At 53.3% G+C, this 21,582-nt stretch carries 13 protein-coding genes; 10 read left to right on the forward strand and 3 right to left on the reverse strand.

Annotated elements, in window-relative coordinates; genetic code table 11:
- The first annotated feature begins 1,513 nt into the window (after positions 1-1,513).
- The 10 genes from FBQ85_08940 (at position 1,514) to FBQ85_08985 (ending at position 17,986) form a co-directional block, all read left to right on the forward strand.
- Positions 1,514-3,289, forward strand: a complete 1,776-nt coding sequence (locus FBQ85_08940; protein ID MDL1875276.1) for a tetratricopeptide repeat protein — start codon at positions 1,514-1,516, stop codon at positions 3,287-3,289.
- Positions 3,290-3,534: 245 nt separating this feature from the next.
- Positions 3,535-6,924, forward strand: coding sequence for a TonB-dependent receptor (locus tag FBQ85_08945; protein ID MDL1875277.1), 3,390 nt, complete (start codon positions 3,535-3,537; stop codon positions 6,922-6,924).
- Between the two features lie 273 nt (positions 6,925-7,197).
- Positions 7,198-9,084: a tetratricopeptide repeat protein gene (locus FBQ85_08950; protein MDL1875278.1), complete on the forward strand. Its 1,887-nt coding sequence runs from the start codon at positions 7,198-7,200 to the stop codon at positions 9,082-9,084.
- A 181-nt stretch (positions 9,085-9,265) separates the two neighbouring features.
- The gene (locus tag FBQ85_08955; protein ID MDL1875279.1) at positions 9,266-10,441 is read left to right on the forward strand and encodes a membrane dipeptidase; all 1,176 of its coding nucleotides are present in this window, start codon (positions 9,266-9,268) and stop codon (positions 10,439-10,441) included.
- Between the two features lie 65 nt (positions 10,442-10,506).
- Positions 10,507-10,869: a hypothetical protein gene (locus FBQ85_08960; protein ID MDL1875280.1), complete on the forward strand. Its 363-nt coding sequence runs from the start codon at positions 10,507-10,509 to the stop codon at positions 10,867-10,869.
- A 15-nt stretch (positions 10,870-10,884) separates the two neighbouring features.
- Positions 10,885-11,400, forward strand: a complete 516-nt coding sequence (locus tag FBQ85_08965; GenBank protein MDL1875281.1) for a response regulator transcription factor — start codon at positions 10,885-10,887, stop codon at positions 11,398-11,400.
- Positions 11,401-11,454: 54 nt separating this feature from the next.
- Positions 11,455-11,793, forward strand: a complete 339-nt coding sequence (locus FBQ85_08970; GenBank protein ID MDL1875282.1) for an HU family DNA-binding protein — start codon at positions 11,455-11,457, stop codon at positions 11,791-11,793.
- Positions 11,790-13,301, forward strand: coding sequence for a hypothetical protein (locus tag FBQ85_08975; protein MDL1875283.1), 1,512 nt, complete (start codon positions 11,790-11,792; stop codon positions 13,299-13,301). The genes FBQ85_08970 and FBQ85_08975 overlap by 4 nt, the downstream gene beginning before the upstream one ends.
- A gap of 319 nt (positions 13,302-13,620) precedes the next feature.
- The gene (locus tag FBQ85_08980) at positions 13,621-16,698 is read left to right on the forward strand and encodes a hypothetical protein (GenBank protein MDL1875284.1); all 3,078 of its coding nucleotides are present in this window, start codon (positions 13,621-13,623) and stop codon (positions 16,696-16,698) included.
- Positions 16,699-16,708: 10 nt separating this feature from the next.
- Positions 16,709-17,986, forward strand: coding sequence for a GWxTD domain-containing protein (locus tag FBQ85_08985; GenBank protein ID MDL1875285.1), 1,278 nt, complete (start codon positions 16,709-16,711; stop codon positions 17,984-17,986).
- A gap of 88 nt (positions 17,987-18,074) precedes the next feature.
- Here FBQ85_08985 and FBQ85_08990 read toward each other — a convergent pair whose 3' ends face one another.
- The 3 genes from FBQ85_08990 to kynU all read right to left on the reverse strand — a co-directional run.
- Complete coding sequence (locus tag FBQ85_08990; protein MDL1875286.1) at positions 18,075-19,259, reverse strand: peptidase M19; 1,185 nt, start codon at positions 19,257-19,259, stop codon at positions 18,075-18,077.
- 161 nt (positions 19,260-19,420) lie between these two features.
- Entirely contained in the window at positions 19,421-20,794 is a 1,374-nt protein-coding gene (locus tag FBQ85_08995) for an FAD-dependent monooxygenase (protein ID MDL1875287.1), read from the reverse strand.
- 24 nt (positions 20,795-20,818) lie between these two features.
- The coding region (gene kynU / locus FBQ85_09000; protein ID MDL1875288.1) for a kynureninase at positions 20,819-21,582 on the reverse strand (764 nt) is incomplete at its 5' end.

Consider the following 21,582-nt stretch of genomic DNA (forward strand, 5'->3'; position numbering starts at 1 on the left):
CAGAGGCTGCCCCTCCCCTGCAACCGCAACTTTCTGATTCACAAACCACGTTGACACAAGCCGGCGCACCGAGCGTGAGCCAGCCGGTTAAGACGGCCGAGCAGGCTATCGAAGATCTGTACTTGCAAGCGTTGGGTTATGAAACCGCCAACAATCTGGAAATGTCGGCGGCAACCTATGAAAACCTGTTGCAGCAATCTCCAAACTACAAAGACGCCCGCATGCGCTTGCAAACCGTGCAACGCCGTCTCATCGAAAAACAAATTGCACTGGAAGCCGAACAAAAGTATACCGAGGGTTTGGCCGCTCTCCGGGTGAGTGATTGGTTGGGCGCGATTGCCTCGTTCGAGAAAACCCTGGAGTTGAAGCCCGACTTTAGCGAGGCGCGCCAGCGGTTGCAGGAATCGCAGAAACGGCTCGATCAGGAGAATACCGATGAAATTCTGGCGCGTTATTACACCGAGGGTTTGAGCGCCATGCGCCGCGGCGATTTGGGCCGTTGCCTGGTTGCGTTCGAAAAAGTGCGCAAGCTCGATCCCAACTATCGTGAAGTGGCGGCGTTGTTGGCGCAAGTCGAAAGCGAAATTCAAAGCCAACGGCTCTCCGCAATTCCGCAGGCCGTACCGCGCACCGCTTCTCCCGTGGTTGATTCACTTTATTATGCCGCGCTCAAATTTTTGCAGCAAAACGACTGGAAACGGGCAGTTGTTACGCTGGAAAAGCTTCGAATTCTCTCGCCCGACAACAGCGAAGTGGCACGTTTATTGGCGCAAGCGCGCATGAATTTGAGCTTTGCCAGCGCGGAAATGGCCAGCGTTGATGTCAGCAACGATACACGCAAAATATTGACCACGGCCGGCGCTGTGTTGGCCGCCATTGTGTTGCCGTTTTTATTCATTTTCATATTCTCGCCTTCAGTGCGCGCACGCTTGCACTTGTTGATGGGCGATTTTCCTGGCGCCTCGCGTATTTATGAGCGCATGCTGACGCAAAAACCGACGCGCGTCGAGTTATACCCCGCGCTCGCCAACATCTATCTGCTTTCCGGCCGGCGCGACGAAAATGCGATGAAAGTTTATAAAACCGTATTGCAACTCGATCTGCCGTTCCAAAACCGGGAACAGATCAATGCCGTTTTCACGCAACATTATTTGTCTAACGGCCGCAGCGACAATGACACCATCAAGGCTTTGGAAAGCGCCATCCAAATCGAGCTGAATCGCAAAAGCGCCCGGCGCGATTCCTGAGGGCGAATTCTCGTTTGAAATCCCTGCGCGCAGTAGCTTGATAAGCGCCGCAGGAAAGCGACCGGTTTTCCGAACAAGATATCAAAAGCCGGGATTTTAGAGCAAAATTTCGTTGCACCGGGACAGGGCAAGCTGTTAGCTTGCCCTGCATTTTTGTATGGTTTGAAAAATTTATAAGACTTGATTTCGCAAAGCGGCTTTTTTTGCGGTAATCTTGTAAAATTTGTAAAAAGCGCGCCGCCAAAATTCGTTTTGAGGAATGACGGATGAGAAGTCTCGGGTTAGGTCGAGGGTTTGGAATCTTGCTGGTGTTGATGGTGCTATGTCCGCGCGCGGCTTGGGCACAATCGCAAAACGAGCAAGCGAACCGCTGGTTTAAATCCGGTTTGAAGCAAAAAAACACGGAACGGGCGATCTCCGACTATCGCAAAGCCATCGCCATCGATCCAGCGTTCAAAGAAACGCTATTCAACCTGGCGCTGCTTTATCGCAAGCAAAAAGATTATGCCCAGGCCAAAACTTTGCTGGAACAGGCGCGCGCGGCCGCCGGGCAATCGCCGGCGGGCGATTTGGCGTTCAACATCTCATACGAACTGGCGTTGATTTATGGGCGCATAGAGAGCGCGGACGCGAGTGCGGAAGAACTGCGCCATGCGAAAAGCCTAGCGCCGGACGCCAAGCGGCAAGCGCTGGCCTCGCTGGAGTTGGCGCGAATACTAAACCAACAGGGCCGCTACCGTGAGGCGTTCGCCGAGCTTGACGAAGGCCGCCGCCTAGATCCGGGCGCACGCGCAAACTTTGACAAGCTGCGCTCCTCAATCGAAGAGATGCTGCAGCTTGATGAGCTTTATCAAGAAGCTGCCAAAGAACGGGCGGGCGGCAACCTCGAAAACGCCCTGGTGTTGCTGCAGCAGATTCAGGCGCAATACCCCGGTTTCAAAAACGTGCCGATGGAAATTGCAGATTTGAACGAACAAATCGCGGCAGATAATCAAGAGAAAAAAACCGAGCAAATTTATCTGCAAGCGCAAGGATATGAAGCGGACGATCGCCTGGAGCGCGCGATTGCCGCGTACGAAAAACTGCTGGAAATCGCGCCTGCTTATAAAGACGCCGAATTTCGTTTGCAGCGGGTTCAGAAACGCCTGGAACAAAAACAGCGCTTGCTGAATGTGCAGCCCTGGCTCGCGGCCATGCAGGCTGACACGGGCCGCTCGATCCTGGCGGAACGCGCCCGTCGTTATTACATCGATGGGCGGCGCGCCATGGAAAACGGAAACTATGCGCGCGCACTGGTGGCATTTGAAAAAGCGCGTGAATTGGATCCCGGCGATGCCGAGGTTGACTACTTGCTGGCCGAGGTGCGGCAGCGTTTGCAGCCGGCCACCACCTTTTTGCCCTTCGAACAGTTCGCTGACACCGGCCTGAGGTTCGGGGATTCACTCACATTTTTTGCGTTGGATTCCATCACCCCGGCGCCAAGCGAGACGAGCGCCGCGCCCATCATGGCCGCAACGGATTCCGGCGTGACAATTGTGCCTGCGATTACACGTTTGCGCGATGACGATGCAAAATTTTTTGATCAAACAGATTTCACCGCAGGCGAAGAGGCCGTCGTCGATGCCGGTTTCAATTGGCAAGCAATCATCTTTTCCGGCGCGGCCGTCACGCTGATTTTTTTGTATTTCAAAGGCGTATTTCCATTTTCGAGTGTGGTGCATGCGCGCGCATTTCTCTTGTTGGGCAATCTGCAACGCGCGGCATTGATTTATGAAAAACAATTGCAGCGCGATCCGGAAAACATGAGTGTCTATCCGCGTTTGGCCGGCGTTTACCTGCGTGCGGGCCGCACAGATGACGCCGCGTTGCAAATTTATGAAAGAACACTGGGGCTCAATCTTGCCACGGCTGATCGCGAAAAAATATTTACGCTGGTGGCGCAAAGTAAGCATGCGCCAGGTTTTGCCACACCGGCATCCGATGCCATGCCGAATCAGGCCTCGCAACCGCAGTACCGTACCTCCGCCCGCAAAGGCGTGTAGCCGAAAACTCTGCTTCACTCAAAAGACGCACTCGAAAACAGATAGCCCGCCGCACCGATTATGTAATAAAAGGGGATTACGGCTACACTCCTAGTTGGACGGCAACGCCGGCGCTCTTTTCCCTGCCGTCACCACCTTCTTCACTTTTCCGCAACCACCGAATTTGTCGAGTACAATCTCAAGAATAAACCTAAGCTTGAAGCTTGTTTAAACGCTGCGATCCAGGGCCGGATTCTGATGGCGTGATGTTCATCTCACGGAGGTCGGCGGTGTTCATCTTGCATTATAATTTTCGATATATATTTTTCACCTGCATTCTTGTTTTGGCAGTTCAATCCAACTGCGGTCAGATCTTTGCCGGCGAAGTGTCTGGCACCCAGCGCGGGATTTGGGGATTGGCGGGCAGCCCTTACACAGTTGTTGGGGACATCGTCATTCCGGCAGGCGAAACGCTCGAGATCAAACCGGGCGTTGTGGTCAAATTCACCGGCTATTACAGCATTCAAGTTCATGGCACATTGATTGCAAATGGCGGGGTCGCTGATCGCATTGTTTTCACGTCGATGTATGATAATGAATTCGGCCGGCTCGGCACGCCCAGCCGCAAATTGCCGTCACAGCGGGATTGGCGAGGAATCGAGTTTCGCGGCGAAAATCACAACAACTCGAGCCTGGTTTATTGCATCGTGCGATACAGTGATCAAGCCGTCATCGCGAAATCGTCCCGGCCGGCATTGAGAAATTTGATCATAACCGATTGCAACACGAGCAAGCTCATCCTCAATGGTCAAACAAATGCTGTTGTTGACGGCGTTGCGCATGATTATAGCCCGGGCGGCGAGATCGAAGTCGTCACACGCATTACAAACGAGGCAACGCCTCATGAGACAGCCGAGCCGGCAAACAACACTCCCGCGAACAATAATACCTCTCATCCTGCGGAGTCTGAACCTGAAGCGACCAGCTTTACAACTGACGCCAAGCTGTTTGGCATTGTGAGCGACGAGGAAACCGGCGAACGTTTGCCGGGCGCCAATATCGAACTTATTCCAGAGGGCACTGAAGGGCAGGCGACCGGCGCCGCTTCGGGCGCAAATGGCGAATTTGAAATCGACAGCGTCGTTCCCGGCATTTACATGATTATGATCACTTACGTCGGATACGACAAAAAAACGCTGGGAAATGTGGAACTGGCGCCGGGCATGACCAAGGGGCTTGAAATCACGCTGACCCACATTGGGCTTCAGTTGAATCCGGTGATTGTGACGGCTTCCCGGCGGCCCGAAAAAGTTTTTGAAGCGCCGGCCGCCATCACGTTGCTCGAAGACGAGCAACTGCAAAAAACCACCATTTCGCCGGTAGAACATCTGAAAAACGTGCCCGCAGTTGACTTCGCCGCAACCGGCATCCATCAAGCGAATGTTGTTGTGCGCGGCTTCAATAACGTGTTCTCCGGCGCTCTGCTGGCATTGACGGATAATCGTATTGCCGGCTTGCCCTCGCTGCGCTTCAATGCTTATAATTTGATTCCGCCCGGCAACGATGATCTCGAGCGCATTGAAATCGTTTCCGGGCCGGGCGCGGCGTTGTACGGTCCGAATAGCGCCAACGGCGTTTTACATCTCATCACCAAATCACCGTTCGGTTCGGAAGGCACGACGGTAAGCGCGGGCGGCGGCGAGCGCATCGAATTCATCGGCGCTTTCCGGCATGCCAACAGTTTCAATGACCGGATCGGCTACAGAATTTCCGGCCAATATTATCGCGGCGTTGATTGGCCCTACCGCGATCCGGCAGAGCCGGAATTCTTCAGCGTTAACGGTCAAAACGTGCCGTCCCCCGGGCGCGATTTCAACGTCACGCGCTTCAGCGCTGATGGCCGCGTTGATTTTCGGCCCATCACCGGCATGACCACCATCGTTTCCGCCGGCGTCAGCCAAATAAGCGATATCGAGCTGACCGGCATTGGCGCCGCGCAGGCGGTTGATTGGCGCTTCTCTTACGCGCAGGGCCGACTGTACTACAAAAACTTCTTTGCACAAGCGTATCTCAACATGTCAGACGCGGGCGATACGTTTTTGCTGCGCACCGGCGCGCCCATCATCGACAAATCAACGCTGATGGCAGGACATGTGCAACACGGCATCACGCTGTTCAAGCGCCAGCGTTTCACCTACGGGCTTGATTATTTGCAAACCAAGCCCAGCACCGGCGGCACGATCAACAACCGTCATGAGGCCTATGATCGCATCGATGAAAAAGGCGCATTTCTGCAATCAGAAACGGCAATTTCCTCCAAACTCGATTTGATTTTGGCGGCGCGCCTCGATGATCATACGTTTATCAAAAAACAAGTGGCTTCTTCGCGCGCGGCATTGCTGCTCAAGCCTCAAACGAATCATGCGGTTCGTTTCACGTTCAATCAGGCTTATGGCACGCCCACGGCCAATAATCTTTTTTTGGATATTTTATCCGCCTCAGTCCCGACCCGCGCGCTGAATCCGTCGCTTGAGCCTTTTGTCGGGCCGGTATTTTTTAATCTCTATGCCGAGGGCACGGCCCCTCGCCGCGGCGGCTTCCCACGGCAAAGTCGCGGCGGATTCACATTCAGATATGACAATGCGCAACGCCCGCAAATGATTTCGCCATTCGGCCCCGCACTTGGCGTCGGCAATGCTTATTTGCCTCCGGACGTGAATGCCGTGTGGCCGGTATTGCGCAATATCATTCTTGCTGCGCAACCGCCCGGGCCGAACAAAGACGCGTTGAGCGCGGCATTGCCGCAAAATTTAAGCGCCCAGGTGCCGGGAATTTTCAGGGCCTTCAACCCGACTACCCGTGCTTTTGATGCGCCAGTTTCAACGGTCACCAATATTCCGTTAACGAAGCCGACGACGACTACCACATTCGAAGTGGGCTACAAAGGTTTATTGGGTCAGCGCTTGCTGGCGAGCGTCGATGTTTATCGTTCGCGTGTGCGAGATTTTGTCGGGCCGCTGATTGTCGAGACACCTCATGTTTTCATCGATCCGGGCACGCTGGTGCCGGTATTGGCGCATGATCTGACGGCCAACGGTTTTTCCGCGGCGCTCGCGCAGGCCACGGCGCAAAGCCTGGCACAAAGCCTGGTGGAGTTGCCTCTCGGACTGCTTTCACCGCAAGAAATTCAGAATGCCACGGACGTTATTTTGACGTATCGCAATTTCGGCGATGTTTCATTCTATGGCACGGACATCAGCTTCAATTACAATGCAAGCCGAAGCTGGCGTTTCGGGTTGAATTATTCTTTCGTGAGCAAAGATTTCTTTGCGAAAAGCGCAAAGCAGCCGCATGACATTGCTTTGAATGCGCCGAAACACAAACTCGGCGCGAGCGTGCATTACAACGATGTGAATACCGGCCTGGATGGCGAGTTCCGCGTGCGCTACGTCGAAGGCTTCCCGGTGAATTCCGGTGTGTATATCGGCGCCGTGCAAACCTATACGCTTGCCGATCTCGATGCCGGTTATGCGATCGGCAGCAACACCCGAACTTCACTCGCGGTGCAAAACGTGTTCGATCGACCTTATCGCGCATTCGTGGGCGCGCCGATCATCGGGCGTTTGATGATTTTGCGCCTGGTGCAATCGTTTTGATCCAACTCGTGCCAGGCTCAACGGCAATCGTTAGAATTGGTTCTTGCAAAGGTTCGATCGGCGCATCAAAAAACTTAACAGTTCTCATCAACTCAAGTAACCAAGTCCGGAATTTTTTTCGCCCGGGCGAGCGTTAGCCTCCGGATGCAGCAGGAAACAAGCAAAAGACCCGGGCACAATTGCTTTGCAAATTTAACATCACCTCAGACTTATTAGGACTATGAATGACACGGATGAGATCATTTGCGAACGATACTTCTGAGGAACTCATCGATGCTACGCCATTATTTGATTATCGCCGCCTGCAGCCTGCTCATGCTCGCTGCGCCTACCGTCGAAGCCGATACCAATGACTCAAAAAGCCAGCGCGCGCAGCAATGGCTTGAAACGGGCTTGAACGAACGCAATCGTCAGAAAAAAATTGCGGCATTTACCCACGCCCTTGAAATCGATCCAGATTTCGTCGAGGCCGCGTACAATCTCGGCCTGGTTTACAAGCAGCAGCAGGATTATGCCCGGGCGGAACAATTCATTGCGCGCGCGCATGCGAACGCCGCAACAATAACCAACGAAGAATTGAAACTCGCCATTCTCTACGAACTCGCGACCACTTATAAAAGGCGCAACAAGCTTGCGCAATATGAACAAACATTGCGGGCGGCCAAAGCGCAGGCGCGCGAAAAAGAGATGGGCGGCACCATAGCATTCGAGCTTGGGCGGTTTTTATATCAGCAAGAGCGCTGGCAGGAAGCCTTGGTGGAATTGCGCGAGGGCGAACGGCTCTACCCGGCGCAAGCACAAACCTTCGCTAATCTCATCCGCCTGTCCGAAAATGCCGCAGCGCTACAGCGCCTGTACCTCGCCGCTGAGCGGGCTGAACGCGAAGGCAAGCTTCAGGAAGCAAAAAATCTCTATGCCCAAATCGCGAAGCAAGCTCCGCAGTTCAAAAATGTTCAAGAAAAACTGGCGGCGCTGACCGCTGCCTTGCAGAAAAAAGAGGCGGAGGCCGCGTGGCTGGCGCTCTATCAACGCGCACAAGCTCATGAAACCGCGGGCAATTGGGAACGGGCGATCAATTCGTATGAAGACTTGCTGAAAATAGCGGGCGATTTTCGCGATGCGCGCGCACGGCTGCGCTTTGCGCTGAAACAACTCGAACGCCGGCAAAACGCCTCGCGCAAGGCCGCGGACGAATGGGCGCCGCTTTATGATGAAGGCGTGCAGGCCTTTACCCGAAAAAATTGGGCCGCCGCCGTGCGGGCGTTTGAACAGATCGCCAACTCAGCGTCCAATTATCGCGACGTGCGCAAACGCCTGGCACGTGCGCGCGAGGCGCAGCGGCTCGAATCCAACGAGGCCGAAGTGGAACGCTATTACGCCGACGGCGCAACAGCCTACGCCGTCGGAGATCTGCATCGCGCCCTGGTTTTGTTGGAACACGGTTATCGGCTGAATCCCAATTATAAAAATATTGCGACGCTTTTGGCCAATACCAACAACCAATTGGAACAACGGCGCACAACCGTCATCCGCGAGACAGTTCCCGCAGCGCCCACGCCGCAAACCGATGCGCTTTACTCCGCTGCCTTGGCTGCCATCGAACAGCAGGATTGGCGGAACGCAGTCGCAGCGCTGGAGAAACTGCAGCAAGACTTGCCGGCTGATCAAGAAATCAATCAATTGCTCGCGGAGGTGCGTGTGAATTTGAGTATCACCGAAGCAAGCTCGCGCAGAGTCTCGGCCAGCACGGGCAGCACCTCCGTCATGTTTATCGGCGGCGCGGTCACCGGATTGTTGTTATTGCCCTTGTTCGGGGTGATGATGTTTTCACCGATGGCGCGCGCGCGTTTTTATTTGCTGCAGGGAAACTATAATGCGGCCGCGCGAATTTATGAAAACCGCCTGGCGAGCAGGCCGAATCGCGTGCAGCTCTATTCGATGTTAGCCAGCATTTACTTGCTTGCCGGCCGCAAGGATGAAACGGCTATAAAAATCTACAAAACGGTTTTACAATTGAATCTCGCAACGCGCAATCGTGATGAGATCAACACGATTGTAGCGCAAGCCTATCTTTCAGAAGGCGCGAAAGACACGGACGCGATCAAAATTCTGGAAGATGCGCTGCGCGCCGAAGTACGCAACGTCCACAAAAAGCCCTGATAAAATTTTGTGCAGCCGCCTCCTCCCTGCTCCGGCGTTTGCCGCCAGCGGCCGGGGCTTCATCTCGGCTAAAGTCATTTCCGCCGGCGGCGTTTAGTTGAGATTAGTTCTTGCTTCTCGGGGTGAAATAGAATATTTTCAGCGAAATTTTTTTAACCCAGGACCGACGATTCATCCGATAATGGCTCACCAACGATCACGCGCGGCGCAGCAAACCCTCTCCCCCGAAATCGATCAGACGCTTTGGCAAAAAGCGCAGGCACTGCATGGCAATTTGTTGACCATCGATACGCATGCCGACACGCCTCTGGTTTATTTAAAACAACCCTTCGATCTCACCATGCGGCAGGCGCAAGGGCATCTGGACATTGCGCGTATGCGCGAAGGCAAGCTGCGCGTGCAATTTTTTGCGGCTTACACGCCCACCCGCTTCAGCATGGGCGAGGGCGCGCTTCATTTCGGCATGCGCATGCTGGATATCATTCATCACATGATTGAGTCGCATCCGCAAGACTTTGCGCTGGCGTATTCGAGCGCGGACATTCGCCGGCTGGCGGAATCCGACAAAATTGTGCTCGCCATCGGCATGGAAAACGGCGAGCCGATTGAGGGCAATCTCGCGAACCTTCGAAATTTTTACCGCCTGGGCGTGCGCTATCTTACGCTGACACACTGGCTGAATAATCATCTCGGTGACAGCTCGACGGACGCCGAGCCGTTGTGGAACGGCTTAAGCGATTTTGGTAAGGAAGTCGTGCAGGTATGCAATCACCTCGGCATCATGATTGATGTCTCGCATGTGCATGACACAGTTGTCGAGGCCTGTTTAGATCTCAGCCGGGCGCCGCTGCTTGCTTCGCATTCGAATGCTCATGCCTTGTGTGATCATCCGCGCAACCTCAGTGATGATCTCATCAAACGCATTGCTGCTGCCGGCGGGGTTATTCAGGTCAATTTCAGCAATGATTTTCTGAGCCAGCCGCATTGCAATCATAGCCGCCGCTATGAAGCCGAAGAGCAACGCCTAAAGCAAGAGCTTGACAATTCCGAAGAAGTGGTGATTTTAATGAAAGAATGGCTTGCCCAAAATCCGCCGCCAGCGCCTCCGCCGATCGATATCATCATCGAGCATATCGAGCATATCGTCAATCTCACCGGCAGCGTTGAGCATGTCGGTTTTGGCTCTGATTTCGACGGCATCAAATACACGCCGGCAGGCCTCGAGGATGTCAGCGCCATCCCAAAGCTGACATATCATTTGCTCAAGCGCGGTTTTTCGGAAAAGGATATACAAAAAATTTGGGGGGAAAACCTGCTGCGCGTCATGGCCTCGGCGGAACAAGCTGCCGGTCGCTGATTCGCCCATCGGCGCAAATCTCAATCCTGGCGGAATCGCATAGCCGGGGAAAATCCCGCCTGTCCTTGCCTGCAAATCTAAAATTTCCAACCAATAAAACTCCTAAAACCATCGCTTTCGATAGTATACAAAATGCCGCGAGATGTATAAATTCAAGCCGTTACGCCAGCTTTAAGGCCATCTGGCGCGCTGATGCCGTAATTTCTAAAATTGGCTTTTTGAGGCGTCATTCAAGCGAGTTTTATGAAGTACCCGGCAATTTGCCTGCAACTTCACAAGCTGTGAGGTTTGAATATCAAGGTTTTGACTTTTGTGGGATTTCATTTCAGCGGGCGAAACACTTTCAGAATTTTATTCTACCTTTACAAAAAAATTGCCTGTTTTCATATATCATCATCCAACGTTGCGTTTATGGGTTGCTCATTTGATTGCCATTTTCAAACATGACTGAAACAGCCGCTGCCCGGGAAATAATCACGGTCGCTGTCATTGACGATGATGCCAACGTTCGACAAGGCTTGTGGTGGTTGCTCAACAACGTTATTGGAATTCGTTGCAGCGGCGCCTTTGCAAGTTGCCACGAGTTTCTCGCCAGCAAAGAACAAGCGCCCGATATTTTGCTGCTGGATATTGCCATGCCGGGCGTATCCGGCTTCGATGCCATTCCGTTAATCAAAGCCAAACACCCGGCGCTGAAGATTATTATGCACTCGAATTTTGATGACGATGACAAAATCATGCGCGCGCGCCAGGCCAAGGTCTGCGGTTACATCTTAAAAAATGCCTCGGCTCCCCAGCTTTATGAGGCCATTGAACAGGTTTATCGCGGCAATTCCGTCTGGCCGGCAGGATTCGAGCAGGACGAGCCGGACTTTAACAATTCCATACCTCACGCTTTCTTAAAAGCCCTTAAGCGCAGGCTTGGCGCTCTGGCAGACGGCAAGCGCAAACCGGATTGAGCATCGGGCCGAAATAACTCATTCGAAAAACAGCAGTTGCATTATTGAGATTTTATGTTATATTCTGATCACGCAATTCTACCAAGCGTGATGAGGCATGCCATGACGACCACGGATCTTACCAAAAAGCTTGCAGAACGTCTGGAAATTTCCCAACGCGAGTCGCGTGATTTATTGCGCCTCATGTGCGACACTATCGCGCGCAGCTTGACCCACAAAGAAACCGTGATTCTGCGCGGTTTTGGCAGTTTCGGCACGCGCACCCGCGCCCCCAAGAAATTTTACAATCCCGCGGCCAAGAGCCACATGTTGCTCCCGCCCAAGGAAGTCGTCTTCTTTCGCCCCTCACAGCGGTTGAAAGATAGTCTAGCGCAGCGGAGTGAAGAATCATGAGCGCTAAAGTTCGTTACTTGAAGCTGGTCGCACGCGGACCATATTACAAAAAAAACTATACGCTCGCCAAAGAACATACCACGCCGGAATTTTTGCATCAATTTATGCGCGAAGCCACGGCGTTGATCGAAGAGGGACTCGCGCGCGACGGCTTGGTGCGCCTGCATGAGTTTGGCACGTTCGAACTGCAATGGGCCGAAGCGCGCCGCGGCCGCAATCCCAGAACCGGTGAGGCCATCATCATCCCCGGCAAAAACCGCATCGTCTTCCGGCCTGCCAGCAAACTGGAAAACCTCGCCAATCGCGAATTCGCGCATCTTAAGCCGTCGCCTATTGTTCTTGAGCCAAAACCGCTTCCAGCCGCCCCTCAACCCAAGCCTGTTTCTCCGCCTCCGCCGTTGCCGCCTCGTGTCGCAGAAATTCTTTCTGATTTCGCTCCGGCGAGGTCGGCCGCAAAGCCCTCGCATCTGCGTTTTGATTTTGCCGAGGAAGAAGCCGCAGCAGAGGAAGCAGAATTGACGCAACTGGCCGAATCGGCATTTGTCGTGGGCAGTTTTGAAGAGGAGCCGGCATCAGACGAGAAGGCCTGGAGCGATCTTCTGAGCACGCCCAGAAAGCCGGTGCGGCCACACACTGCGGAGTTTCCTAAAAGGGAAAACGGCCCGGCGTTGAGCGCGATGACGCATGACGCTCCCGCCAGCACGACGACGCATTTTGCTCCACGCCCGGAACCCGCAGCTTCTCCCTTGGCACCGGAGAAAACGAACGTTCACTCAAGCGCAGGCGACCAATTAACCGAGACCGCTCCAACACCGCGTACACAATCGTCCGATATCTTTGTCGAGCGTATGCGCCAGAGGCAATATACACCGAAACCGCATAACGGTTTTTCCCGCGAACCCGAGCCTTCTCGCAAAGGTTTGAAGCGGTTTTTCTGGCTCGCCGGCGTCATGGCGGCGTTATTGCTCTTGCTATTTGCCTTCCTCAAGATTTGGCCCGGGCGTGAGCAAACGAGCACAAATGGAACGTCAACGGAAATCGCAGAGACCACGGCGCCACCCCAACCGCCGGTTGCAGAACAGGTGTTACCGGCCACGCCCAAGCCTTTCTTTCCGGGCGGCTCCCATCAAGTCGTTGCGGGTGACAATCTCTGGAAAATTTCGGGACGATACTATGTTGATCCATTCTTGTGGCCGAATATCTACCGCGCGAATTCTACCACCATCGGCAATCCGGATGTGCTGGAAATGGCGCAAATGCTGGCGGTGCCCGTGCTGCACGGCCAGCCGAACAACCTGACGCCGGAAGACCGCCGCAACCTGGCGCAAGGCTACTTTCTGGTTTTTGATTACTACAAGAAAACCGCTGAGAAACACCTTGCCCCATTTGCGCTCTGGGCCGCGGTGAAATACGACCCTGCAATATTGGAAACACATCGCGATCAGATTTCGGCAGACGAGTTGGCATTCTTGCACGCGCACGAAACCGGCCGGATGGCCGTGAGGTAACGGAAGCAGCGGGATCGCGTTTTGCAGTTCAATGTTGAAAACAGCCCTTCCCGGCCAAATTCGAAAAATTTCGGCGCACTCAAACGGCATTGAATCTCCACATTGCATTGCATTCCCACAATATTTTTGCGTCCCCGTTCAAACACTTTTTCTTTGCTTTGAAGCCAAAATTTATTAGTATTTGGCCGATCCGAATTTTTGCGCTACAATATCGCCCGTGCCTCGATCCCGGAAAAATATAAGGAATCCATCGTTGTTGCTCGGGCGTAAAAGAATCATACAATTTCATCTTTTCACATAAGAATTATCGAGGCGTTTGATGAAAAAACTCTTCTCCTGGCTTGCCGCAGTCCTGTTGCTGCCCGGTCTTGCCTGGTCACAGAATTTCGGCCAGAATAAAGTGCAATACCAGTCCAAAGACTGGCAATATCTGCAAAGCGAGCATTTTGATATTTATTTTTATCGGGGCGGCGAACATGCTGCAACCTTTACGGCTGCGGTGGCGGAATCCGCGCTGGTTTCGCTCAGCCGCACCTTTCAGTTTCAACTGATCGCGCGCATCCCTTTTCTGGTATATAACTCTCACAACGATTTCGAAGAGACCAACGTTACCTCCGGTATCCAACCTGAATCCGTCGGCGGTTTCACCGAGTTCTTTAAAGGCCGCATCGTGATTCCTTATGAAGGTTCCAACGAGCAGTTCCGTCATGTCATCCATCATGAGTTACTGCACGCGGTTCTGCTGCAATATTTTTATGGCGCAGGGGCGGGCGCGGTGATTCGCGGCATCACGCGCTTTCAAATTCCGCTCTGGCTCAACGAGGGTTTGGGAGAATACGAATCGCAGCACTGGGATAGCAACGCCGACAACATGATTCGCGATGCCGTGCTCAACGATTATCTTCCCTCCCTGCTTCAGCTTGAGTATATGGCCTATCAAGGTGGACAAAGCTTCTACTATTGGGTCGAACGCCGCTACGGACGCGCCAAAATCACAGAGTTGTTGCAAGAGCTGCGCTCAACCCGCAATGTGAACGCCGCATTCTTGCGCGCGCTGGGCGAAGATCTGGAAGTGGTTTCCGAGCAATGGCAAAAAACGCTGAAACAATGGTATTGGCCTGAAATTGAACGCCGGCAAGCGCCGACGGATTTTGCGAATGCGTTCACCGATCATCGCAAAACGTCAAATTATATCAACAATAGTCCCTCCCTCTCGCCCGACGGTTCGCGCCTGGTTTATTTGACCGATCGTTCCGGCCTGTTCGACATCCGTTTAATCAATGCGATCACCGGACAAGACATGGGGAAACTGGTGAGCGGCCAAAAACAATCGGGCATTGAAGAATTGAAATGGTTGCGCCCCGGCATCAGTTGGGCGCCGGATAACAACCGCATCGTTTTTGCCGCCAAAAGCGGATGGCAAGACGTTCTGCACGTGGTGGATGTGCATCGCCGCAAGATGATTCGCACCTACAAACCGGGATTCGAGGGCATTTGGAATCCCTCCTGGTCGCCGGATGGCAAATACATCGCCTTCACCGGAATGAAGGAAACGCGCGGCGATTTATATCTGCTCAACGTCGAAACGGAAGAAGTGAAACAAATTACGAAAGATGCTTTTTCCGATTTCGAACCAACCTGGTCTCCTGATGGGCGCTGGATTGCATTCTCCTCCGATCGCGGCGATCCGGACGCGGCGCACGAAACCTCGATTTGGGAACACAATTACAGCAACAGCGACATCTACCTCATTCGCCCGGACGGCACCGGCCTGCAGCGCGTCACCTCGCTGGCGAGCACGGAAATTGCGCCGGAATTTTATCACAATTCCGACAGTTTGCTTTACTTATCCGATCGTAACGGCATTTCGAATGTATACCTCAAAGTCCTTTCAACCGGTGAAGAACAGCCGCTGACGGATTTGCTGGTCGGCATCCAACAAATGTCGATTGCGAACAGCGGGCAACGCCTGGCGTTCACTTCTTTTTATCGCGGCGGTTACGATATCTATCTCTGGCGCAATCCGTTGTCGAACCTCGGCAAATATACCACGCTGGAGGTAACGGATGCCTTGAAATATCGCGATTTGCCGCTGGACAGTCTTGATTCGCCGCAGATGGCGAGCATGAGCAACGAACAAACCCAGGGCCGGCCTTATCAGAATTTTGCATTTGATCGCGATTTCACACGCGGCATTGTCAACAATGGCACGGCGATACACGACGACGTGGAAGCGCCGCCGCCGGACAACCTGCAATCCGATGGCAGCTTCACGGTTCGCTCATACAAACCCAGCTTCAGCGTCGACTATGTCGGCGGCGTTACCGGTTATGATCCGTTTTTTGGATTGCAGGGCTTGGGGCAAGTCTATTTGTCGGATTTAACCGGCAATCATCAAATCGGCATTGGCGCCTATCTCAATCGTTCCATCGCCAACAGCGATTTTGCCCTGAGTTACGCGTTCCAGGGTTGGCGGCCGAGCATCTATTTTGCATTCGGCCAGCAAGTGAATTTTTACTTGTCAAATTTACAGGGCGACTTCGATCTCTTCGGCAGCATCGAACGTTTTCGCTTCATCAATTTTATCGGCGGCGTGAGCTATCCGTTTTCACGCTTTGACCGCATCGATTTCTCCGCTGCTTATCTTTACACGATTCAGGATAACCTCACGTATATCGATGTACCTTCACTGAAAAGCTCGGCGGCGGTATTCTCCCTGGAGTTGACGCGTGACAACACGCGCTGGGGATATTACGGTCCAGACGACAATCGCCGCAGCTCGATATCGGCCTCCTTCAGTCCGGGCATCGGCAGCATTCCGCGCGAGTTTGCCACCGTGCAAGCTGATTTTCGCAACTACAAAGCACTGTCGCGCCAATGGGGCTTGGCCTGGCGCACGGCAGGCGGCGCCAGCTTCGGCAAGAAGCCGCAACGTTTCATTCTGGGCGGCATTCCCAACTGGCTCAATCGCGAGTTTGCCCGCGGCTTAGGCTCGTCGGATATTAATGATCTCACGTTCAGCGAGTTTATTTATCCGGTGCGCGGCACGAATTATTATGAACAAATCGGTACGCGTTATTTTATCATGAACGCCGAGATTCGCTTCCCGTTCATTCAATTTCTGCTGCTGCAAGCGCCCATTCCGTTATTCTTCCAGCAAGTGCGCGGCGCAGTTTTCCTGGATGCCGGCAGTACGTGGGAAAACAGCAAGGACTTCAGGCTGTTTACTCGCAATGCCGCCGGCGAGAAAATTTTGGATGACGTTTTAGCCGGCTTCGGCTACGGCATTCGCTTCTACAGCCCCATCGGTTTGTTGCGTATTGACGCCGCATGGAACACGGATTTGCAAAACTTTACCAAGCCGCGCTACCTCTTTTCGCTCGGAACGGATTTCTAAGGAACAGTTTATGTCGATAAAACTCTCTTTTCTTGCTGTCGCAGTTGCGTTGGCGGCGGGCTGCGCGGGCAATATGAATCAACATATGGGCGGCCGGCAACAATCTTTGGGCGTGGTGAATTTTGGCCTGCAAACCGCAAACGTGATTGACCCGAACCGGAACAACGTTTTGTGGACGGTGCTCGATGTGCCGCACCGCAGCCTGCAATTTGAGCGCAGCGGCGGAAAATTCATCGCAGAGTTTGAGTTGACCCTGGCGTTGCGCGATGATCGCGGCCATGCCGTGCAACTTGTCGATGATTCGCGCATGATTACGGTGGACAGTTACGACGCCACGCAGCCGGATACGGTTTATGCCCGGGTATCCTATTTCATGGAAGCGCCGCCCGGCGAGTATAAATTGGAAGCAATGGTAACCGATCGCGTCGCGAAAGGGCGCGGCTACAGCACACAACCTGTCGTGATTCGTGATCTATTCTCGTCTGACCTCACGTTGAGCGACATCATTCTGGTCGACAGCCCGCCCAGAGAGTTTCCGCGCGAGGATCAAATCATTCCCTCATTTCGCCAACGCTTTAATACCACCGTCTATGCTTTCGCGCAGGCGCGGCACGTACGCGCCGGGCAACGCTTGCAGGCCATCTTGCGCATTGGCAACACCGAAACCGGCAACGCCAACCGCGCCGAGATCGATACCACTGCCAGCCAGGAAACCGTCAACATCGTTTTTCCGATTCCGCCGGCGCAGCTTGGTCTGGGCCGCATGGAAATCAGCATGACGATCGATTCCGATCAACGCACCGTGGTTTCCAAACGAAATCTGCTGGTGCGTTGGGCCAACCGTCAAAACGCGACCACGGCAAAAGCGCTGAATGACTATCTTGAACCATTACGGCTCATCATGACCGGGCAACAATGGAAGGAAATCAAGAATGCCTCGCCGGAAGAACAACGCCGCTTGCTGGCCGACTTCTGGCAGGAGCGCAATCCTGATCCGGCTTCGAACGCCAATCTCTTGGAAGAGGAATTCTACTGGCGCGTGGGTGAGGCCAACTCTCGTTTTGCGTGGGGAAAAAGTCAAGGTTGGTCAACCGATCGCGGCCGCGTTTATGTCGTTTATGGCCAGCCCGATGAAATTTTGCGGCAATACGATCGCTATAGCCGCAGCATTGAAGTTTGGCGTTACGAAGAGCCCGCGCGCGAATTCGTTTTTTACGACGAACAAGGCGACGGCCGCTATCATCTCATTCGCCAAACCAATGCAAATTTAGCGGCAACGGGTTTGTAAGCGAACAGCAACTGAATCGTTTGCTTTTTAACGGCCCACGGCTCACAGCCGTGGGCTTTTTTTGTGGCAATAGATGCATCATGCAAATCTATGGCAAAGTTTGCAGCAATAACCGCTGTACATTGCCGCCCATGATTTTATAAATCTCCTCACGTCCAAAACCCTCCTCCAGCAGAGCCGCGGTGAGCAGCGCCATCCCGCTGGCGTCGAATGGCGTGGTCACCGCCCCGTCGAAATCCGATCCTAAACCAACGTGATCAATGCCGGCCACGTTGACGGCATAACGAATCGCCGCGGCAATGGCAGCGGCATCTACGCCACAAACCGCGGTTTCCCAAAAGCCGATGCCGATCACTCCGCCGGTTTGCGCGATGCCGCGCAAATGCTCGTCGCTCAAATTGCGTTGATTGTCACATTGCCCGCGGCCTCCAGAATGTGAAACAACAAGCGGCCGGGTTGCAATTGCGAGAACCTCATCAATCAAACGCGGCGAGGCATGGGCGAGATCAACCAAAATATGCAATTCCTCCATGCGTTTGACTGCAAGCGTGCCAAACGCCGACAAACCGCCCTTTTCAACGCCATGAGCGGAACCGCCGACTTCGTTATCGAAAAAATGAGTCAGGCCGATCATGCGATAGCCGGCCTCGAAGAAGATATCGAGATTGTTGAGATCGCCTTCGAGCGGATGCGCGCCTTCCATGCCGAGAAATCCGGCTGTCATATCGGTTGACTCCCGGCGCGCTGCCATATAATTCTGCAAGTCGCTTGAGGTTTTGATGAGCACCAACTTGCCGTCCGAACGTCCGGCGATTTCATGAAGTTTGCGCGCTTGAAACAAGGCGCGTTCTTTCAAACTCGTCCACGTCGCAACGGGCCAGCTTTGCGCCATGGCGAGCAAGGTAATATCGTCGGAATCACCTGTGTTGCGTTCGATATTGAGATTTCGCGGCGTCTTCGTCACGACGGTGAAGGCCTGTACCGCCACGTTGCCCGCCAGCAAACGCGGCACATCAACATGGCCATCCGTGCTGCGTGTGAGCAAATCACGGTTCCACAAAAGCGCGTCAGCGTGCAAATCTGCAATAAAAAGCGAATCATGCAAAAGCTGAACCGTCTCAGTAACTCGATAGGGCGGCTGCACATGAACCGCATTCAAACGCCGGACAACACGCGCCGGCAGAAACGTGACGACTATCGCGACAATCCCCAACGTTAATCCGGCAACAATAAGAAACCAGCGCTTGAGCAAGCTCTTTTTCGTTTCCGTCATACAATTTTCAAGGCGGCAGAAATCACATGAATAGCGAGGTCAATTCAAAATTTTTATGAAATGTCTCAACGCATCTGCGTAATCGCAGCGCATCCCCTGGTGGGCGATTTAGGCCATGCTTTCCCAGCCTCACGCCTATCACGTTTGACCGTTGCCGCGCATCAAGCCTTTGCAATTGGCGTCAATCTTTTGTGGATAAGATGGTCGGCGCGTTGCCAATCCAGGGCGCGGAGATCGCTCACGTCCCGGCACAGCTCGGCTAAAATTTCGTTTTGAATCTTGCCGCGCGAGAGCGCAACCAAGTAGGGAATGCGGTGGAACGTCACCATCGAATATTTGGGAATAAAGATTTGGGGATAACGCTGTTCCAGCATTTGCTCGACTTTCTTGCGAAACAAAAAACGTTCGTCGGCAACGAGATCACGCATCTCCACAAAGTTTTCCAGAGCTAAATCAGCGATGGCGTCGCTGTTGACTTTGCGCAGCTTTTCGTATTCGCTGAAAACGTTCTCCCAGTCCGTGCCATACTTTGCAATACACTCGTTCATCATCGTACAATCTTCGAAAGCGCAATTCACGCCTTGCCCAAAAAATGGCACGATGGCATGCGCGGCATCGCCCAACAACGCCATCTTGCCATTGATATGCCAGGGCGCGCATTTGGTTGTCACCATCGCGCCCGTTGGATTCGAAAAATATTCTTGTACCAAGTTCGGCATCAGCGGCGCCACATCGCCAAACTGCTGCCGAAAAAATGCGGCAACTTTTTCATCGCTGCTCAAGCTTGCAAAACTGGGGTCGCCCTCAAAGGGGAAGAAAAAGATGTAGGTAAAGCTGCCGTCGAGGTTCGGCAATGCAATAAGCATGTAGGTTCCGCGCGGCCAAATATGAAGCGCATTGCTGTTTATCACATACTCGCCATTCGGGCCGGCTGGAATGGTCAACTCTTTATAACCATGCTCGATGTAGTGCTGCGAATAATTGAAACGCCGCCCGTGCATCATGTCAAAGCGAATTGCAGAGGCTGAGCCATCAACGGCGATCACCGTCTGCGCCGGCAGCAGAGACTCGGCGCCGGAAATTTGATGGCGAAATTTCACTTCATTTTTTTCAAAATCCATGCCGGTGCAGCGCATATTGAAATGAAAGGCGACATTGGGATACTTCTCCGCCTCATGGATCAATGCGATATTCAAATTTGCGCGCGATACGGAATAAATCGCTTCACTCTCGTCTTTGCCGTAGGGTTGAAATGTCAATTCGCCGTCGAGGGCGTGCATCATGCGGCCCCGCATCGGCACCGCAATCTTCATGATGCTGTCATAAATGCCCACTTCGCGCAAGGCATGAAAGCCGCGCACCGAAAGCGCAAGATTGATCGAGCGTCCGCCGCCGGTTTTTACTCGGCGCATATCGGAACGGCGTTCATAAATCTCAACCTGCAAGCCCCGGCGCGCCAGATAAATCGCCAATAACGGGCCGGCCAGACCGCCGCCAATCAATGTTAACTTATTTGTTGCAGTCTTTTTTGTCATATGAATTCCCCTGTGCCTATTTGATTAAAGACTGCCGCGCACAGCGCCGGCGAAACGATAAACATCCAAAAACGTGTTATACAACGGCACCGGCGCGACGCGAATAACGTCAGGCTCTCGCCAATCGCAAATAAAATTTCTCGCCAACAATGCTTGAAACAAGGCGCCGCCGTCATTTTTGACTCGCAACGACAATTGCGCGCCTCTTTGATTTTTATCCGCGGGTGTGATGATCGTCAGCATATCGCCGGCAAATTGTTTGAGCAAAAACTCCAAATAGCCGGTCAACACGCGGCTTTTCACCCACAATTTTCGGATCGTCACTTCATCAAAGATATCGAGTGAGGCTTTCAAAGCGGCGAAAGACAAGATGGGCGAGTTGCTCAGTTGCCAGCCTTCGGCAGTCGCAATCGGCTCAAATTCCGGTTCCATCAAAAATCGTTTCGCCTTATTATGCCCCCACCAGCCTGCCAGGCGCGGCAAATCACAATCCTGAGCATGTCGTTCATGTATAAAACACCCGGCAACACTACCGGGACCGGCATTGAGATACTTGTAAGAACACCATACGGCAAAGTCGGTTCCCCAATCATGCAAAGACAACGGCAAATTTCCGACGGCATGCGCCAGGTCAAAACCAACCATACAGCCCCTGGCATGGCCGGCTTGCGTAATATGTTTTATATCGAAGGCCTGGCCGGTATAGTAATTCACGACGCCCAGCAAAATCAAAGCGATTTCATCGCCTTTTTCCTCCAACAACGCATTGATATCTTCACTTCGTATCG

Source organism: Cytophagia bacterium CHB2 (genome assembly GCA_030263535.1).
Classification (GTDB): Bacteria; Zhuqueibacterota; Zhuqueibacteria; order Zhuqueibacterales; family Zhuqueibacteraceae; genus Coneutiohabitans.

What these genes read in the sequence shown, in the direction of transcription:
- FBQ85_08940 (MDL1875276.1), top strand. Translation starts at nt 1,514, where the DNA reads ATGAGAAGTCTCGGGTTAGGTCGAGGGTTTGGAATCTTGCTGGTGTTG.
- FBQ85_08945 (MDL1875277.1), top strand. Translation starts at nt 3,535, where the DNA reads ATGTTCATCTCACGGAGGTCGGCGGTGTTCATCTTGCATTATAATTTT.
- FBQ85_08950 (MDL1875278.1), top strand. Translation starts at nt 7,198, where the DNA reads ATGCTACGCCATTATTTGATTATCGCCGCCTGCAGCCTGCTCATGCTC.
- FBQ85_08955 (MDL1875279.1), top strand. Translation starts at nt 9,266, where the DNA reads ATGGCTCACCAACGATCACGCGCGGCGCAGCAAACCCTCTCCCCCGAA.
- FBQ85_08965 (MDL1875281.1), top strand. Translation starts at nt 10,885, where the DNA reads ATGACTGAAACAGCCGCTGCCCGGGAAATAATCACGGTCGCTGTCATT.
- FBQ85_08970 (MDL1875282.1), top strand. Translation starts at nt 11,455, where the DNA reads ATGTTATATTCTGATCACGCAATTCTACCAAGCGTGATGAGGCATGCC.
- FBQ85_08975 (MDL1875283.1), top strand. Translation starts at nt 11,790, where the DNA reads ATGAGCGCTAAAGTTCGTTACTTGAAGCTGGTCGCACGCGGACCATAT.
- FBQ85_08980 (MDL1875284.1), top strand. Translation starts at nt 13,621, where the DNA reads ATGAAAAAACTCTTCTCCTGGCTTGCCGCAGTCCTGTTGCTGCCCGGT.
- FBQ85_08985 (MDL1875285.1), top strand. Translation starts at nt 16,709, where the DNA reads ATGTCGATAAAACTCTCTTTTCTTGCTGTCGCAGTTGCGTTGGCGGCG.
- FBQ85_08990 (MDL1875286.1), bottom strand. Translation starts at nt 19,259, where the DNA reads ATGACGGAAACGAAAAAGAGCTTGCTCAAGCGCTGGTTTCTTATTGTT.
- FBQ85_08995 (MDL1875287.1), bottom strand. Translation starts at nt 20,794, where the DNA reads ATGACAAAAAAGACTGCAACAAATAAGTTAACATTGATTGGCGGCGGT.